The organism is Nocardioides lacusdianchii (genome assembly GCF_020102855.1).
Classification (GTDB): domain Bacteria; phylum Actinomycetota; class Actinomycetes; order Propionibacteriales; family Nocardioidaceae; genus Nocardioides; species Nocardioides lacusdianchii.
This window is the reverse complement of sequence record NZ_JADHZD010000010.1, coordinates 33,581-48,977: the sequence shown is the minus strand read 5'-3', so window position 1 is coordinate 48,977 and position 15,397 is coordinate 33,581. Positions and strand designations below refer to the sequence as shown.

Annotated in this window: 16 protein-coding genes; 8 read left to right on the top strand and 8 right to left on the bottom strand. The window is 71.1% G+C overall.

Going from position 1 to position 15,397, the window contains the following annotated elements:
* Positions 1 to 69: 69 nt before the first annotated feature.
* From IRX98_RS14810 to IRX98_RS14800, 3 genes are all read left to right on the top strand, one after another.
* Complete coding sequence (locus IRX98_RS14810; protein ID WP_224278012.1) at positions 70 to 567, top strand: NfeD C-terminal domain-containing protein; 498 nt, start codon at positions 70 to 72, stop codon at positions 565 to 567.
* 33 nt (positions 568 to 600) lie between these two features.
* Complete coding sequence (locus IRX98_RS14805) at positions 601 to 2,139, top strand: flotillin family protein (protein ID WP_224278010.1); 1,539 nt, start codon at positions 601 to 603, stop codon at positions 2,137 to 2,139.
* A gap of 207 nt (positions 2,140 to 2,346) precedes the next feature.
* On the top strand, positions 2,347 to 4,164 hold the full coding sequence (locus tag IRX98_RS14800) for an ABC-F family ATP-binding cassette domain-containing protein (RefSeq protein WP_224278008.1): 1,818 nt from the start codon (positions 2,347 to 2,349) through the stop codon (positions 4,162 to 4,164).
* 7 nt (positions 4,165 to 4,171) lie between these two features.
* Here the strand turns inward: IRX98_RS14800 and IRX98_RS14795 are convergent, their stop codons facing one another.
* Positions 4,172 to 4,702 (bottom strand): MarR family winged helix-turn-helix transcriptional regulator, encoded by a 531-nt coding sequence (locus IRX98_RS14795; RefSeq protein WP_308045106.1) that lies wholly within the window; start codon positions 4,700 to 4,702, stop codon positions 4,172 to 4,174.
* A gap of 137 nt (positions 4,703 to 4,839) precedes the next feature.
* Between IRX98_RS14795 and IRX98_RS14790 the strand changes: the two genes are divergently transcribed.
* The 4 genes from IRX98_RS14790 to IRX98_RS14775 all read left to right on the top strand — a co-directional run bounded on the left by IRX98_RS14790 (position 4,840) and on the right by IRX98_RS14775 (position 7,021).
* Complete coding sequence (locus tag IRX98_RS14790) at positions 4,840 to 5,640, top strand: trans-aconitate 2-methyltransferase (RefSeq protein WP_224278004.1); 801 nt, start codon at positions 4,840 to 4,842, stop codon at positions 5,638 to 5,640.
* Complete coding sequence (locus tag IRX98_RS14785; protein ID WP_224278002.1) at positions 5,640 to 6,017, top strand: VOC family protein; 378 nt, start codon at positions 5,640 to 5,642, stop codon at positions 6,015 to 6,017. The genes IRX98_RS14790 and IRX98_RS14785 overlap by 1 nt, the downstream gene beginning before the upstream one ends.
* A gap of 368 nt (positions 6,018 to 6,385) precedes the next feature.
* Complete coding sequence (locus IRX98_RS14780; protein WP_224278000.1) at positions 6,386 to 6,541, top strand: hypothetical protein; 156 nt, start codon at positions 6,386 to 6,388, stop codon at positions 6,539 to 6,541.
* A 9-nt stretch (positions 6,542 to 6,550) separates the two neighbouring features.
* Positions 6,551 to 7,021, top strand: coding sequence for a hotdog fold domain-containing protein (locus tag IRX98_RS14775; RefSeq protein ID WP_224277998.1), 471 nt, complete (start codon positions 6,551 to 6,553; stop codon positions 7,019 to 7,021).
* A 104-nt stretch (positions 7,022 to 7,125) separates the two neighbouring features.
* Here the strand turns inward: IRX98_RS14775 and IRX98_RS14770 are convergent, their stop codons facing one another.
* From IRX98_RS14770 to IRX98_RS14745, 6 genes are all read right to left on the bottom strand, one after another.
* Positions 7,126 to 7,986 (bottom strand): amino acid ABC transporter permease, encoded by an 861-nt coding sequence (locus IRX98_RS14770; RefSeq protein ID WP_224277996.1) that lies wholly within the window; start codon positions 7,984 to 7,986, stop codon positions 7,126 to 7,128.
* A complete protein-coding gene (locus IRX98_RS14765; RefSeq protein WP_224277994.1) occupies positions 7,986 to 8,669 on the bottom strand; it encodes an amino acid ABC transporter permease in 684 nt (227 codons plus the stop codon). Before IRX98_RS14765 ends, IRX98_RS14770 begins: the two co-directional genes overlap by 1 nt.
* A gap of 98 nt (positions 8,670 to 8,767) precedes the next feature.
* Positions 8,768 to 9,655, bottom strand: a complete 888-nt coding sequence (locus IRX98_RS14760; protein ID WP_224277992.1) for a glutamate ABC transporter substrate-binding protein — start codon at positions 9,653 to 9,655, stop codon at positions 8,768 to 8,770.
* Between the two features lie 61 nt (positions 9,656 to 9,716).
* Positions 9,717 to 10,493 (bottom strand): amino acid ABC transporter ATP-binding protein, encoded by a 777-nt coding sequence (locus tag IRX98_RS14755; protein ID WP_224277990.1) that lies wholly within the window; start codon positions 10,491 to 10,493, stop codon positions 9,717 to 9,719.
* A 59-nt stretch (positions 10,494 to 10,552) separates the two neighbouring features.
* Positions 10,553 to 11,050 carry a 2'-5' RNA ligase family protein gene (locus IRX98_RS14750; RefSeq protein ID WP_224277988.1) on the bottom strand — a complete coding sequence of 166 codons (498 nt, stop codon included), beginning with the start codon at positions 11,048 to 11,050 and terminating at the stop codon, positions 10,553 to 10,555.
* 33 nt (positions 11,051 to 11,083) lie between these two features.
* Positions 11,084 to 12,394, bottom strand: coding sequence for a glycoside hydrolase family 16 protein (locus IRX98_RS14745; protein ID WP_224277986.1), 1,311 nt, complete (start codon positions 12,392 to 12,394; stop codon positions 11,084 to 11,086).
* Between the two features lie 257 nt (positions 12,395 to 12,651).
* Here IRX98_RS14745 and miaB point away from each other — a divergent pair, with 257 nt between their 5' ends.
* Positions 12,652 to 14,151, top strand: coding sequence for a tRNA (N6-isopentenyl adenosine(37)-C2)-methylthiotransferase MiaB (gene miaB / locus IRX98_RS14740; RefSeq protein ID WP_224277984.1), 1,500 nt, complete (start codon positions 12,652 to 12,654; stop codon positions 14,149 to 14,151).
* Between the two features lie 115 nt (positions 14,152 to 14,266).
* Here the strand turns inward: miaB and IRX98_RS14735 are convergent, their stop codons facing one another.
* Entirely contained in the window at positions 14,267 to 15,232 is a 966-nt protein-coding gene (locus tag IRX98_RS14735) for a hypothetical protein (protein ID WP_224277982.1), read from the bottom strand.
* Between the last annotated feature and the right edge of the window lie 165 nt (positions 15,233 to 15,397).

Genomic DNA, 15,397 nt, shown 5'->3' with positions numbered 1-15,397 from the left:
CACCCCGACGGGGGAAGGCTGCCGCTAGGGTGTGCGCGGCATGTCGCGCTGACGACCGGGGGAGGCATCGTGACCGTGTTCTTGGTGCTGGGCGCGCTCGGCGTACTGCTCCTGCTCGTCGCGCTCGTGCTCGGTGACGTGCTCGACGGGGCCCTGGAGGGGCTCAGCGCGGGCTACTTCTCGACCGAGGCCCTGGCCGGCTTCCTCGGCGCGCTCGGCTTCGGTGGCGCGATCGCGCTCGACGCGACCGGCTCGACGTCCCTCGCGGTCGTCATCGGACTGGTGCTGGGCGTGGTCCTCGGCGCGGTCGCGGCCAAGGCGTCGCGGTTCCTCCACGGCAGCGGCGAGACCGACACGGTCCGCACCTCCGACATGGTCGAGAAGATCGGGCAGGTCGTCGATGCGATCCCCGAGGGCGGCTTCGGCGTCGTCTCGATCAGTGTCGCCGGTCACCGCACCCGCCTCAACGCACGCTCCAGCGTCGCGGTGCCCGCCGGCACGCAGGTCAGCGTCACCCAGGTCATCTCACCCACGGCCGTCCAGGTCGAGCCCCTCTTCCTCCCGTAACCGCCTCTTCCCGTACGCCGCTAGGAGCCCTGCATGTTCGGTCTGTCCCCGGTCGTCACAGCTGTGATCGGCCTCGTCGTCCTGCTGGTGCTCCTCGCGCTGCTGGTCACCACGCGCTACAAGGTCGCCGGGCCCAACGAGTCCTTCATCGTCACCGGGCGCAAGGGCAAGGGCGAGGTGCGCAACCCGGAGACCGGCGAGATCTCGACCGACCTCTCGGGCCAGAAGGTCGTCATGGGCGGCGGCGTGTTCGTCATCCCGTTCGTCCAGCGGCTCGCGACGCTCGACCTGTCCTCGCGCCGCATCTCGGTGCAGATCCGCGGCGCCGTCTCCGGCCAGGGGATCAAGCTCAACCTCGACGGCGTCGCGCTGGTCAAGGTCGGGGGCAACGAGGACTCCATCCGCGCCGCCGGCCAGCGCTTCCTCAGTCAGCAGTCCGAGATCGAGACCTTCACCCAGGAGGTCCTCGCCGGTGCGCTCCGGTCGATCGTCGGCTCGATGTCGGTCGAGCAGATCATCCGCGACCGTGCCGCGTTCGCCCAGCGGGTGGCCGAGGAGTCGGAGTCCTCGCTCACCGGCCAGGGCCTGGTGCTCGACACGTTCCAGATCCAGGACATCACCGACGACGGCTCCTACCTCGCCGACCTCGGTCGTCCCGAGGCCGCCAAGCTCAACCAGCTCGCCTCCATCGCCGAGGCCAACGCCCGCCAGGCCGCCGAGCAGGCTCGCATCGCCGCCGAGCAGGAGATCGCGATCACCCAGCGCGCCCTGGCCCTGAAGAGCGCCGAGATCAAGGCCGAGACCGACGCCGCCAACGCCCAGGCAGCCGCCGCCGGCCCGCTCGCCCAGGCCGACCGCGACCAGGCCGTCCTGCTCGAGCAGGAGAAGGTGGCCGTGCGGCAGGCCGCCCTCAAGGAGCGCCAGCTCGACACCGAGGTCCGCAAGCCCGCCGACGCCGAGCGCTACCGCGTCGAGACCGAGGCACAGGGCCGCCGCAGCTCGGAGATCCTCGAGGCAGAGGCCCGCAAGGCGTCCTCCATCGCCAACGCCGAGGCGGAGGCCGAGAAGGCCCGCCTGACCGGTGAGGGCGAGAAGTCGCGGCGTTCGGCGCTCGCCGAGGCCGAGGCCATCGAGGGTGCCAAGCGCGGTGAGGCCGAGAAGGCCCGCCGTGTGGCCGAGGCCGACGCCCTCCGCGCCGAGGGTGAGGCCCAGGCCGCCGCGATCCTGGCCGCCGGTCAGGCCGAGGCCGAGGCGATGGACAAGAAGGCCGCTGCGTTCGCCGGCTACAACGAGGCCGCGGTGCTCCAGATGCTCATCGAGGTGATGCCCAAGGTGGCCGCCGAGCTGGCCCGCCCGATGGCCGGTATCGACAAGCTGACCGTGATTTCCGCCGACGGCGCGGGCGAGCTGCCCAAGCAGGTGACCAACAACTTCGTGCAGACCATGGAGCTGCTGCGGACCACCACCGGCCTCGACGTCGAGCAGCTGATCCAGAAGTACGCCCGCACCGGCGGGGACTCCTCGCCCACCCCGGTCGCGCCCGCGCCGGCCGAGGGCACGCCGCTCAGCTGAACCGCCTCCGGAGCGGCGTGTGAAGGGGATTCCGAGGCGTCGAAGTCCCCCTCACGCACCGCCGGCGGGTGTGTCGGCGTACGACGCGCAGTCGGGCGGTGCGTGGGGCGGATCCCGCAGTAGTGGAATCCCCCTCACGCACCGGTCCGCGCAGGACGTACGCCGAAGCACGCCCGCGAGGTGATCCCTGAGAGGATCGGCCCCGTCATGGCGAACCTCATCAACCTCGAGCGGGTCTCGAAGTCCTACGGCGTACGGCCCCTCCTCGACGACGTCTCCCTCGGCATCTCCGTCGGCGAGCGCGTCGGCATCGTCGGTCGCAACGGCGACGGCAAGACCACGCTGCTGGAGGTGATGACCGGCATCGAGCAGCCCGACTCCGGCCGCGTCTCCAAGACCCGCGGCGTCGAGATCGGATACCTCCACCAGGGCGACGAGCTCGTCGACTCCCACTCCGTGCGCGAGGCGGTCCTCGGCGGTCGAGAGGACCACGAGTGGGCCGCCGACGCCACGACCCGCCAGGTGGTGGAGGAGCTGCTGGCCGGGGTGAGCCTCGACCGCGCGGTCGTCGGCCTGTCGGGTGGTGAGCGCCGCCGCTGCGCCCTCGCGGCGTTGCTGCTCTCGCGCCACGACCTGATCATCCTCGACGAGCCGACCAACCACCTCGACGTCGAGGCCGTCGCCTGGCTCGCCGACCACCTGGTGAGCCTGCCGAGCGCGCTCATGGTCGTCACCCACGACCGGTGGTTCCTCGACGCGGTCTGCCAGACCACGTGGGAGGTCCACGACGGCGCGGTCGACACCTACGAGGGTGGCTACGCGGCGTACGTCCTGGCGAAGGCCGAGCGCTCGCGCCAGGCCGCCGCCTCGGAGAGCCGCCGGCTCAACCTCGCCCGCAAGGAGCTCGCCTGGCTGCGGCGCGGCGCCCCGGCGCGTACGTCGAAGCCGAAGTTCCGCATCGACGCCGCCAACGCCCTGATCGAGGACGTGCCGCCGCCGCGCGACCGGATGGAGCTCCAGCGCTTCGCCAGCCAGCGGCTCGGCAAGGACGTCATCGACATCGAGGACGTCGACCTCGCGCGCGGCGACAAGGTGCTGCTCCAGCACGCGACGTGGCGCATCGGGCCCGGCGACCGCATCGGCATCGTCGGCGTCAACGGCGCCGGCAAGACCTCGCTGCTGTCGCTGATCTCCGGTGCGCTCCCGCCGAGCGTCGGCCGCGTCAAGCACGGTCGGACGATCGCGATGCAGCACCTCACGCAGGCCCTCGACGACGTCGACCCGGAGGGCCGCGTCCTGCCGACGGTCGAGGCGATCCGGCGCGTGACCAAGACGCTCGACGGCCAGGAGATCACCGCGACGTCGATGCTGGAGCGCTTCGGCTTCACCGGCGACCGGCTCACCGCGCGGCTCGGCGACCTGTCCGGTGGCGAGCGGCGGCGGTTCCAGCTGCTCAAGCTGCTGCTCACCGAGCCCAACGTGCTGCTGCTCGACGAGCCCACCAACGACCTCGACATCGACACCCTCAACGTCCTCGAGGACTTCCTCGACTCCTGGCCCGGCACGCTGGTCGTGGTCTCCCACGACCGCTACTTCCTCGAGCGCGTCACCGACTCGACCTGGGCCCTGCTCGGCGACGGGCAGGTCTCGATGCTGCCGCGTGGGGTGGACGAGTACCTCGAGCGCCGGGCTGCGTCTGCCTCGTCGGCCACGCTCGGCGCCGGTGACGTGGCCGCCCCTGCGTCATACGACACCCCACCCATGGGTGCGGCTCCGCATGACGCAGCCCCGGCCAAGGCACGCGCCGGCAGCGCCGAGGACCGCGCTGCCCGCAAGGTGCTGGCCAAGGTGGAGAAGCAGCTCGAGCGGATCGCCGCGCGCGAGGCCGAGCTGCACGCCGAGATGGAGGCCAACCTCACCGACTACGCGCTGCTCGCGCGGGTGGGCGACCAGCTCGGTGCGCTCGCGGCCGAGAAGGAGGAGCTCGAGCTGGAGTGGCTCGAGGCCTCTGAGCTGGTGGAGTAGCCGGGCCTCAGCTGAAGGGCGCGAGGAGCGAGCGCAGCAGGCCCGCGAGCTGCGTACGCTCCGCGTCGGGCAGGTCGGCCAGGAGGTCGGCCTCGGCGGCGAGCAGCGCCTCGAAGGCCGCGTCGACGTTCGCCTTGCCGTCGGCGGTCAGCCGCACGAGGACGCCGCGGCGGTCGTGCGGGTCCGGGAGCCGCTCGACGAGCCCGCGACCGGCGAGGCGGTCGACGCGGTTGGTCATGGTGCCGCTGGTCACGAGCGTCTCGCGCAGCAGGCGGCCGGGGGAGAGCTCGTAGGGCTCGCCGGCGCGGCGGAGCGCGGCCAGCACGTCGAACTCCCACGACTCGATGCCGTGCGCGGTGAAGGCGTCGCGGCGGGCGAGGTCGAGGTGGCGGGCCAGGCGGCTGATGCGCGAGAACACCTCGACGGGCGCGAGGTCGAGGTCGCCGCGTTCGCGTCCCCAGGCCTCGACCAGGTCGTCCACCTCGTCGCGCATGACGACATCCTGCCAGACGGCCGTCTCGGTCGAGAATCTTGACATCGAGAGAGTTGTGGCGGAGGGTGAGATGTCTCGACATCAAGACACTTCCGTGGGTAGTCCAGTGAGAATTGGTCGGGATCGGACGACGATCGCCACCATCCGTCACTGGACTACCCCGGCCACGAGGAGGAGCCGACATGAGCCACACCTGGGACCCCGACCGCTACCTCGCGTACGCCGACGAGCGGGGGAGGCCGTTCGTCGACCTCCTCGCGCGGGTGCACGCCGAGACTCCGCGGGTTGTCGTCGACCTGGGCTGCGGCCCGGGCAACCTCACGGCACTGCTGGCCGACCGCTGGCCGGAGGCGTCCGTGACCGGCATCGACAGCAGTCCGCAGATGATCGCCGCGGCCCGGGAGGTCCTCGGCGTCACCTGGGAGGTCGCCGACCTGCGCGACTGGGCGCGACCCGACCCGCTTGCGCTGCGCGCCCCGGTCGACGTGCTCGTCTCCAACGCCACCCTGCAGTGGCTGCCCGACCACCTCGCGCTCCTGCCGGACCTCGTCGACCGCGTGACGCCGGGCGGCTGGTTCGCCTTCCAGGTGCCGGGCAACTTCGACGAGCCGAGCCACACGATCCGCGCCGACATCGCCGAGCGTGCGCCGTACGCCGAGCACGTGCGCGACGTCGCGGTCCCGGCGAGCCACGAGCCGGCCGACTACGCCCGCCTCCTGCTGGACCTCGGGTGCGAGGTCGACGCCTGGGAGACGACGTACCTCCACGTCCTCACCGGCGACGACCCGGTCTTCGACTGGGTCTCCGGCACGGGCGCGCGCCCCACGATCCAGGCGCTGCCGGACGGGTTGCGCGGCGACTTCGAGGACGAGTTCCGCGCGCTGCTGCGCGAGGCCTACCCGGCCGACGCCGACGGGCGCGTGGTGATGCCGTTCCGCCGGATCTTCGTCGTCGCGCAGAAGCCGGCCGGGGTGCGGGTGTGATGCGGCTGCACCACGTCCAGGTCGCCTGCCCGCCCGGTGGCGAGGACGGCGCGCGCCGCTTCTACGCCGACGGGCTCGGGCTCACCGAGGTCGACAAGCCGGCCGACCTCGCGGCCCGCGGCGGCTGCTGGTTCCGGGCGTACGACGACACGGGTGCGGTCGCGGCCGAGCTGCACGTCGGCGTCGAGGACCCCTTCGTGCCTGCAAGGAAGGCGCACCCGGCCTTCGTGGTCGACGACCTCGACGCGGTCGCGGGGCGACTGCGCGACCTGGGCTTCGAGGTCGACGAGAGCCAGCGGGACTCCTTCCCGGGCCACGTCCGCCTCCACGCCTTCGACGCCCACGGCAACCGGGTCGAGGTCCTCGAGTCGCTGTGACGCTGTCAGAAACGGTGTGCGGCGGACGCGGAGCTGCGGCACGATCGGCCCGGTGCGACTACTGCTGATCATCGGCCCGCCTGCCGTGGGCAAGATGACGGTGGGTCGGGCGGTCGCGGACCGCTCGACCTTCCGCCTCTTCCACAACCACCACACGATCGAGCTGCTGCTGGACGTCTTCGACTACGGCACGCCGCCGTTCAACAGGCTCAACTCCGAGTTCCGCCGCCGCATCATCGAGGAGGCGGCCGAGGCGGGCGCCGGTCGCCGGGCTCGACACCCGGCTGGCGCGCAACCGCACCGAGCACCGTCTGGCGGAGAAGAAGTCCAAGCGCGACCTGGAGTGGTCCGACGCCAACGTCCGCGGCATGGAGGCCGACTACCGGATGAGCTCGGTGCCCGGTCTCGACGCCCCGGGCGAGCGACTCCTCGCGCAGTGGCCGCACCTGGTGCTCGACAACACCGACCTGCCCGCGGACGAGGTGGCCGACCGCATTCTGGCGTGGCTGGTTACTCAGCAGTAATATCTCGGCATGCCTGCCGTCCTGGACCTCTGGACGAAGACCTCCGCGCTGCCCCTCGGCGACCGGGTCTTCTCCTTCGCCTTCGCCCGCAAGGCGCCGTACTTCGCCAGCATCCGCCCGCGCTTCACCGTCATCGAGCCGCACCGCGCCGAGCTGGTCATCCGCGACCGCCGTCGCGTGCACAACCACATCGGCACCGTGCACGCGATCGCGCTGTGCAACGGGCTCGAGGCGGCGATGGGGGCGCTGGCCGAGTCGAGCATCCCGCGCGGCCAGCGCTGGATCCCGCAGGGCATGGAGGTGACCTACACCGCCAAGGCGAGCTCCGACATCACCTGCATCGCCGAGACCGACCCCGAGCAGTGGCTCGCCGACGCCGGCGAGGGCTACCACCTGCCGGTGCGGGTGCGGGGTGTACGCACCGACGGCACCGTCGTGGTCGAGGGCGAGATCCGGCTCTGGGTGACCGCGAAGCGCTGACCGGGCACTTCCTCGCGCTGGATCGGGGTGACCGGGCACTTCCTGGCGCTGCACTGCGGAACGAAGTGCCCGCTCGGCGACTAGCAGCGCGAGGAAGTGCCCGCTCAGATGTGCATGCGGTCGCGGCCGTCGGCCCCGCCGACCTGGCTGACCTGCAGGACCTTCTTCTCACCGACGAAGCGCTTCTGCACCTTGTTGGCGATCATCGTCAGCGCGACGTTGGCCGCGATGTAGAGCGCGGCCAGCACGAACACCGTCGGGACCTGGTTGCCGAACTGCTGGTAGATCGCCTGGCCGACCTTGGTGAGGCCGGGTGCGGCCACCGCGTAGCCGAGGCTGGTGTCCTTGAGGGCCACCACGCACTGGCTGATGATCGCGGGGATCATGATCTTCACCGCCTGCGGGAGCAGGACGATGTTGGTCACCTGGGTCTTGCGCATCCCGATGGCGTACGCCGCCTCGGCCTGGCCCTGCGGCACCGCGAGGATGCCGGCGCGGAACACCTCGGCGAGCACCGCGCCGTTGTAGAGCACGAGCGCGATCACCACGCTCCAGTAGGCGCCGCTGTCGCCGCGGTCGATGCCGTAGGCGTAGAAGATGAAGATCATCAGCAGGAGCACGGGCACGGCGCGGAAGAACTCCACGATCGCCCAGCTCGGCCAGCGGACCAGGGCGTGGTCCGACAGCTTGCCGACACCCAGGACGACACCCAGGACCACGGCGCCGATGACGGCGGAGAACGCCATCTGCAGCGTCGTGAGCAGGCCGTCGACCAGCAGTGCCGTGATGTAGCGGGGGGTGAGGAACGGCTCCCACTTGTCGAACTCGAACTGCCCGCGCTCGTAGAGGCGCCACAGTGCCAGGGCGACGAACACGGCCAGCACGACGCTGCCCAGGATCGAGTAGAGGCGGTGGCGCGCGACGGTGCGCGGGCCGGGGGCGTCGAAGAGGACTCCAGCGGACATCAGGCAATCCTCCAGCGGCGCTCGAGCCGGTTGGCGATGAACGACAGGACCTCGACGAGCACCACGAAGACGAAGGCGAAGACGAGGAAGATCTCGATGCGCTGGGTGGCGTAGTCGTTGTTGAGCGACCGCATCCGGGCGAAGGCCTCGAAGACGCCCAGCGCGCCCGCGACGGTGGTGTTCTTGAGCAGCGCGATCTGCACGCTCGCCAGCGGCGGCACGGAGGCGCGGAACGCCTGGGGGAGGACGACCTCGCGCATCACCCCGGCGAAGGGAAGGCCGATGGCGCGCGCTGCCTCGGCCTGCCCGAGCTGCACGGCGTTGATGCCGGAGCGGATCGCCTCGCAGACGAAGGCCGCGGTGTAGACGGTGAGGCCGACGACGCAGGCGGTGAAGAGGTTGTTGAGCCGGATGTCGCCGAACTGCACGTCGACGAAGTTGAAGTTGAGCCCGATCTTCGGAGCGGCGATCCGGAAGAAGATCAGCACGATCAGCAGCGGCGTGTTGCGCACGATCGTGACGTAGGCCGACGCTGCGAGCCGCAGCACCGAGACCGGCCCGACGCGCAGGGCGGCGAGGGCGGTGCCGAGCACGAGCGAGAGCACGCCCGAGATGAGGAACAGCAGGAGCGTGTAGGTGAACGCGCGCACCACCGCGTCGAGATTGTCGAGAACTGCGTCCACTGGTGCTCGCGCCTCCGGTCTTCCTCGGTCTTCGTGGTCGTGGGTCGGACAGTGCGACCACGGGGTGGCCCGCAGGCCACCCCGTGGTCAGGGGTCGATCAGGCGCACTCGTCGAGCGCCGGGGGCTCCGGCGTCTCGACGTCGTCGCCACCGAGGGTGGCCTGGAAGGCGGCTTCCCAGTCGCCGTTCTCGAAGGACTCCTCGAGGACGCCGTTGATCCACTCACACATCTCGGGGGACTCCAGCGAGTAGCCGACGCCGATGCGCTCCTCGGAGAACTCCTCGCCGACGACCTTGAGCTCGCCCTCGTTCTGCGCGGCGAGGCCGAGCAGGATCGCGCCGTCGGTCGACATGGCCTCCACCGAGCCGTTGAGGACGTCCTCGGCACACTGCGAGTACGTGTCGGCCGGGGCGCCGACCGCGCCTTCGGCCTCGACGTTCTCGAGCGAGGTGGAGCCGCTGACGGAGCAGACCTCTTCGCCCTCGAGGTCGGCGATGCCGGTGATGTCGCTGTCGGCGGAGACCAGCACCTGCTGACCGGTGATGAGGTAGGGGCCGGTCTGGCCGACGATCTGGCGGCGCTCGTCGGTGATCGAGTAGCTGGCGAGGACCAGGTCGACGCGACCGGCCTCGAGGTAGGGCTCGCGGTTGTCGGAGATGGTCTCCTCCCACGTCACCGCGTCCGAGCTGGGGTCGATGCCGAGGTCGGCGACGAGCAGCTTGGCGATCTCCACGTCGAAGCCGCTCGGCACGTCGGCGGACGCGTCCTTGAAGCCCAGACCCGGCTGGTCGTACTTCACGCCGATGGTGATCTCGCCGGCCTCGGCGAGCTCGGCCATCCTGCTGCCCTCCTCGAACTTGCCCTCCTCGACCTCCTCGGCCTGGACGTCGACGCCCTCGCTGTCCTCGCCGGCGTCACCGCACGCGGCCAGCGACAGGGCGAGCCCGGTCGCGGCGACGAGCGCCTTGGTCCTGGTGAATCGCATTGCTTCTCCTTCTGTCCCGAGCCGGAACGCATCCGGCCCCCGTGGTTGATGGATCAGTGAGTCAGTGCTTGAGGATCTTGCCGAGGAAGTCCTTGGCCCGGTCCGAGCTGGGGTTGGTGAAGAACTCCTCGGGGGTGTTCTCCTCCACGATGGCGCCGTCGGCCATGAAGACGACGCGGTCGGCGGCGGTGCGGGCGAAGCCCATCTCGTGGGTGACGACGACCATCGTCATTCCCTGCTCGGCGAGGCTGACCATGACGTCGAGGACCTCCTTGATCATCTCCGGGTCGAGCGCGGAGGTGGGCTCGTCGAAGAGCATCACCTTCGGCTCCATGGCCAGGGCGCGGGCGATCGCCACGCGCTGCTGCTGGCCACCGGAGAGCTGGGCGGGGTACTTCTCGGCCTGGTGGCCGACGCCGACGCGGTCGAGGAGCTCGCGGGCCTTCTTCTCGGCCGCGTCCTTCTTCATCCCGCGGACCTTGATGGGGCCGAGGGTGACGTTCTCGAGGATCGTCTTGTGGGCGAAGAGGTTGAAGCTCTGGAAGACCATGCCGACCTCGGCGCGCAGTGCCGCGAGCTCCTTGCCCTCCTGGGGCAGCGGCTGGCCGTCGAGGGTGATCGTGCCCTCGTCGATGGTCTCGAGGCGGTTGATGGTGCGGCACAGGGTCGACTTGCCCGAGCCCGACGGGCCGATCACCACCACGACCTCGCCGCGGGTGACGGTGAGGTCGATGTCCTTGAGGGCGTGGAGCTGTCCGAAGTGCTTCTGCACGTCCTCCAGCACGACGAGGGGCTCGCCCCGGCCGGCGCTGGCGGGTGCGGATTCCTGCGCGGTCATAGGCGCAACCTATCCGCACGTAGCCCCGGCGGGCTATCGACCACCGCCCACCCGGGCCATCACAAAGTGGTGACGATTCCCGCCTCCGGGTCCCACCGGCGCAGCGACGCGAGGGTGAGGACGGCGTCCGCGTGGCCCACGGCCTCGAGCGCCGCGGGTACGTCGGTGCGGTCGAGGCGCCGCGCGAGGGTGACGTGCGGCAGCCAGCCCACGTGCTGCACGTCCGGCACGCCGCTGCGCAGGTCGAGCACCGCGCGCACCAACGCGTCGGGCACGTCGACGAGGCGTACGAGCGACACGCGAGCGCCGCCGAGCAGCGCGACGCCGGCGGGTCGCACCTGCACCGGGAGCAGCGCGGCGACCAGGTCGACGGCCCGCTCCTCGTCCTCCGCGCGCAGCGCCGGCGCCGCCACCACGGTCACGTGCGGGCTGTTGGTCGCGCCGCGGTGGTCGAGCTGCGAGGGCAGCCCGGCGTCGCGCAGCGCCTGCCAGTCACGGCGTACGACATCGCAGCCGGCGTCGTCGGGCAGCAGCTCGAGCGCGTGCATCCGGGGCATGCCCGCGAGCCTAGGCGCCGAGCGTGACCTCGCTCAGGCGGACTTCTTCGCGACCTTGCGCCCGCGGGTGACGCGCACCGACTCCTGCGACGAGGCGTCGAAGACGCGGACCCAGTCGACCTGCGCGGTGTCGGAGACCTCGTCGGCGGTGAGCTCGTGGAGCTCGTAGTCGGAGGTCAGGTTCGACAGCACGAGGTACTGGTCGGCCTGCGAGACCGCGCCGGTCTCGCGGTAGTACTCACGACCGTCGACGCGGAAGATGTACTCGGTGGGGGTCCACTCGACGGAGAAGACGTGGAACTCGTCCCACCACGAGCGGTTCTTGCCCAGCACCTGGCGGGCGTCCTTGAAGGTGTCGCCGAGGCTGATCTTGTCCCAGCCGGCCTCGTAGTAGTGGATGTGCGAGCCGATGGTCTCGTTGCCTCGACCGTTCTCGCCGAAGAACTCCATGACGTCGATCTCGGTGCCGGCAGCGGGCACGCCGTCGGTGTACTTGGTGCCGCTGGGCAGCAGCCAGAGTCCGGAGTGCATGCCCTTGGCGCGCTGGGGCTTGATGCGCGCGGCGACGATGCCGTGGCGGAAGAAGCGGGTGTGCTCGGTCGCCACCTGGCTGTTGAGCAGGTAGGGGCTGGTGCCTGAGGTGCGGGTCGAGGCGTAGTCGCACGGCAGGCCGGCGCGGGCCGGGTCGAGCGCCACGCCGAGGTGAAGCACGCCCTCGCCGACGCGGCGTGCCGAGGGGTCGACGCGGGCACAGGTGCGGGGGGCGTACACGCTCTCGTGCTCGCGCTCCTGGTCGTTCCAGACGGTCGTGTCGAGGGTGGTGCCGGAGAAGGTGTCCTCGAACTGCGGCGTCCAGCGGCTGGTGGTGACGCTGCCGGTCACCCACGTGCGTCCGCCGGTGGTGGTGCGGGCGCGGTAGGTGCCCGGGGCCGGGGAGAAGGCGGCCGAGCCCCAGCTGTCCTCGGTGCTGGTGGTGACGGCCTTCCAGCCGCGCGCGGTCTGGCGCTCGAGGGTGACCCTGCGGCCCTGGTCGGCCGGGGTGAAGGTGGCGACGAGCGAGCCGTTGTCCGACGGGGCGGCGGGGGAGAGGCCGGGCTGCACGACCGGCGGCAGTGAGGCGAGCGTGCCGCGCACCGACACCTTGCGGGCCTTCGTGCCCTTGCCGCCCTGCTTCGCGCCCTGCTTGGCGCCTTGCTTGGCGCCCTGCTTGCTGGACTGCGCGCCGTCGGCGTGGGCAACGACCTGGAGCGACGAAAGCAACAGGACGGTGACAACGAGTCCGAACGATCCGATCCGCGCGAAACGGGCGGCAGCGGTGCGGACGAGGGCGCTGGTGAGGCTCACGGGACTCTCCTGGACAGCGGGCGGGCGGCACCCGTCGCCGCCAGCTTCGGAGGATGGGTTGTTACCGCTTTGTGGATGACTTGACCTGATCTTGAAGAGAGACGAGACAAAACTAGGCATTACTGAGGAGTAATGACCCATATGTGCACGGAAATAGTCTGGACGGGTGGCGTGGCGGCGTGATCGGCAGTCAGGACCGCCGGCGGCCCTTGCGGGATTCCCGTGGCCCCGCGCGCTCGCCGTACGCTGGGCGGGTCATGAACGCACCCCACGCACCCGCGCGCACCTACGAGGTCAAGACCCACGGCTGCCAGATGAACGTCCACGACTCCGAGCGGCTCAGCGGCCTGCTGGAGGACGCGGGCTACGTCCGCGCCGGGCGCGAGGAGCAGGCCGACGTCGTCGTCTTCAACACCTGCGCGGTGCGCGAGAACGCCGACAACAAGCTCTACGGCAACCTCGGCCAGCTCGCCTCGGTCAAGGCCGTCACGCCCGGCATGCAGATCGCCGTCGGCGGCTGCCTGGCGCAGAAGGACCGCGAGACCATCACGACGAAGGCGCCGTGGGTCGACGTCGTCTTCGGCACCCACAACATCGGCTCGCTCCCGGTGCTGCTGGAGCGGGCGCGGGTGGCCGAGGAGGCCCAGGTCGAGATCCTGGAGTCGCTGTCGGTCTTCCCCTCGACGCTGCCGACGCGGCGCGAGTCGGCGTACGCCGCCTGGGTGTCGATCTCGGTCGGGTGCAACAACACGTGCACCTTCTGCATCGTCCCCGCGCTGCGCGGCAAGGAGAAGGACCGCCGGCCCGGCGAGATCCTCGCCGAGATCGAGGCGCTCGTCGCCGAGGGCGTCACCGAGATCACCCTGCTGGGCCAGAACGTCAACGCCTACGGCGTGGAGTTCGGCGACCGGCAGGCCTTCTCCAAGCTGCTGCGCGCGTGCGGCCAGGTCGAGGGTCTCGAGCGGGTCCGCTTCACCTCGCCGCACCCGGCGGAGTTCACCGACGACGTCATCGAGGCGATGGCCGAGACGCCCAACGTGATGCCGTCGCTGCACATGCCGCTGCAGTCCGGCTCCGACAAGGTGCTGCGCGACATGCGCCGGTCCTACCGCTCCTCGAAGTTCCTCGGCATCATCGAGCGGGTCCGCGCGGCCATCCCGGAAGCGGCGATCACCACCGACATCATCGTCGGCTTCCCCGGTGAGACCGAGGAGGACTTCCGGGCCACGCTCGACGTGGTCCGTGCCGCGCGCTTCTCCTCCGCCTTCACCTTCCAGTACTCCAAGCGTCCCGGCACCCCCGCCGCGACGCTCGACGACCAGGTCGCGCCGGAGGTCGTCAAGGACCGCTACCTGCGCCTGGCCGCCGTCGTCGACGAGGTCGCCTGGGCCGAGGGCAAGCAGCTCGTCGGGCGCACCGTCGAGCTGATGGTCTCCGAGGGCGAGGGCCGCAAGGACCTCGCCACCCGCCGCCTGTCCGGGCGGGCGCCGGACAACCGCCTGGTGCACTTCGAGGCCGACTTCTCCGCGGTGCCCGAGGACTCGGTACGGCCCGGCGACATGGTGACCGTGTCGGTCACCTACGCAGCCCCGCACCACCTCGTGGCCGACGGCCCGATCCGGTCCGTACGCCGCACGCGCGCCGGTGATGCGTGGGAGCGGCGTACGTCCGCTCCGGCCGCCCCGACCGGGGTCGGGCTCGGGATGCCGACGGTCGGGGTGCCGGCGCCACTGCCTCCTGCGCCTGCTTGCGGCTGATCGTTCCTTGGCGGCGTTCTCGTCGTTCTTGTCGGAGTCCCCGGCTACCCGGTGATCGCAACCGTTGCGCGGTCACCGTGGTGTGGAATCCGCACCACAGCGACCGCACAAGGCCTCAACCCGCCAGGTCGAGCAAGTCCGGACAGTCGGGGCAGCGGGTCGGCCGACCCCACCAGCCGCGGGCCGCGAACAGCCGCCCGAGGCGTACGGCGGTCTCGCACGGACGCCCGAAGACCTGCCCCCATCCCAGGCGTACGGTCGTGAGCCGGTCGACGGCAGCGTCGAGGTCGCGATCGAGGTCGGCGTCGTGCTGGGCCGCGGACGAGTGCCAGAGCCGGCCGTCGAGCTCCACGGCCTGGTCGAGCTCGGGGTAGACGACGTCGCGGTAGAGCGGACCATGCCGTGAGTCACGCACCTGCCGCCGTCCGTCGGGCAGGCCGTGAGCGCGCTCGACCCGCGTGAGGTAGCCGTGCTCGAGCACCGAGCAGGTGCCGCGGTCGAGGTCGCTCAGCACCGCGCGCAGGAAGTCGCGCCGGCCCACGCGAGGCCGAAGGTCGAGGGTGTCGCGGATGCGGATCGGCAGCGTGCGGCGCGCCTGCACGGCGTCGGCGAGCACCGCGACCGCTCCGAAGTCGTCCGGCTTCGCGACCGCGACGTCGATCAGCGCCTCCTCGATCGAGACGCGCGGAGGGCTGGTGTTCCACATGACGCGGTCGGCGAAGCCCGAAATCCGGTGGAGCCGGTAGCCCGTCGGCACCCGCACGTGGTGATGGCGGTCGACGGCCAGGTGGATCACGGAGTCGTCGCGGCCGGCCCGGCCCGGCCCGTCAGCAGCGCGGAGGGCGCTGTCGTGCGACAGCGCCGCGGGCCAGGCGAGGAGTACGCCGACCCACGCACGCTGCAGCCAGGTGAGGTCACCGGTGTGGTCGACGAACACCCCGTCGTGGACGCGTACGAGGTCGCGCCGGCGTACGAGCCGCTGCAGGTCGTGCGGCTTCAGCCGGGCGTCGGCGACGAGCTGGCGCCGTGACACGACCCCGGACTGCAGGGCGAGCAGGTCGGCGTACGCAGCGAGGTCCATCGCCCCATCGTCGGCAGCCGTGCGCCACCTCCGCCACCACCGGCGCTCGGGCTGTGGACAACCGTTGTGCGGTCACCGTGGTGCAGGATCCGCACCACGAGCACCGCACTGTCGTCGCGATCACCGGTTGGCCGGGGACTCCGACAGAGCGGGACCCCGGGAGCA

Coding starts and splice junctions, on each gene's coding strand:
- IRX98_RS14805 (WP_224278010.1), top strand. CDS start 601: ATGTTCGGTCTGTCCCCGGTCGTCACAGCTGTGATCGGCCTCGTCGTC.
- IRX98_RS14800 (WP_224278008.1), top strand. CDS start 2,347: ATGGCGAACCTCATCAACCTCGAGCGGGTCTCGAAGTCCTACGGCGTA.
- IRX98_RS14795 (WP_308045106.1), bottom strand. CDS start 4,702: ATGTCAAGATTCTCGACCGAGACGGCCGTCTGGCAGGATGTCGTCATG.
- IRX98_RS14790 (WP_224278004.1), top strand. CDS start 4,840: ATGAGCCACACCTGGGACCCCGACCGCTACCTCGCGTACGCCGACGAG.
- IRX98_RS14785 (WP_224278002.1), top strand. CDS start 5,640: ATGCGGCTGCACCACGTCCAGGTCGCCTGCCCGCCCGGTGGCGAGGAC.
- IRX98_RS14780 (WP_224278000.1), top strand. CDS start 6,386: ATGGAGGCCGACTACCGGATGAGCTCGGTGCCCGGTCTCGACGCCCCG.
- IRX98_RS14775 (WP_224277998.1), top strand. CDS start 6,551: ATGCCTGCCGTCCTGGACCTCTGGACGAAGACCTCCGCGCTGCCCCTC.
- IRX98_RS14770 (WP_224277996.1), bottom strand. CDS start 7,986: ATGTCCGCTGGAGTCCTCTTCGACGCCCCCGGCCCGCGCACCGTCGCG.
- IRX98_RS14760 (WP_224277992.1), bottom strand. CDS start 9,655: ATGCGATTCACCAGGACCAAGGCGCTCGTCGCCGCGACCGGGCTCGCC.
- IRX98_RS14755 (WP_224277990.1), bottom strand. CDS start 10,493: ATGACCGCGCAGGAATCCGCACCCGCCAGCGCCGGCCGGGGCGAGCCC.
- IRX98_RS14750 (WP_224277988.1), bottom strand. CDS start 11,050: ATGCCCCGGATGCACGCGCTCGAGCTGCTGCCCGACGACGCCGGCTGC.
- miaB (WP_224277984.1), top strand. CDS start 12,652: ATGAACGCACCCCACGCACCCGCGCGCACCTACGAGGTCAAGACCCAC.
- IRX98_RS14735 (WP_224277982.1), bottom strand. CDS start 15,232: ATGGACCTCGCTGCGTACGCCGACCTGCTCGCCCTGCAGTCCGGGGTC.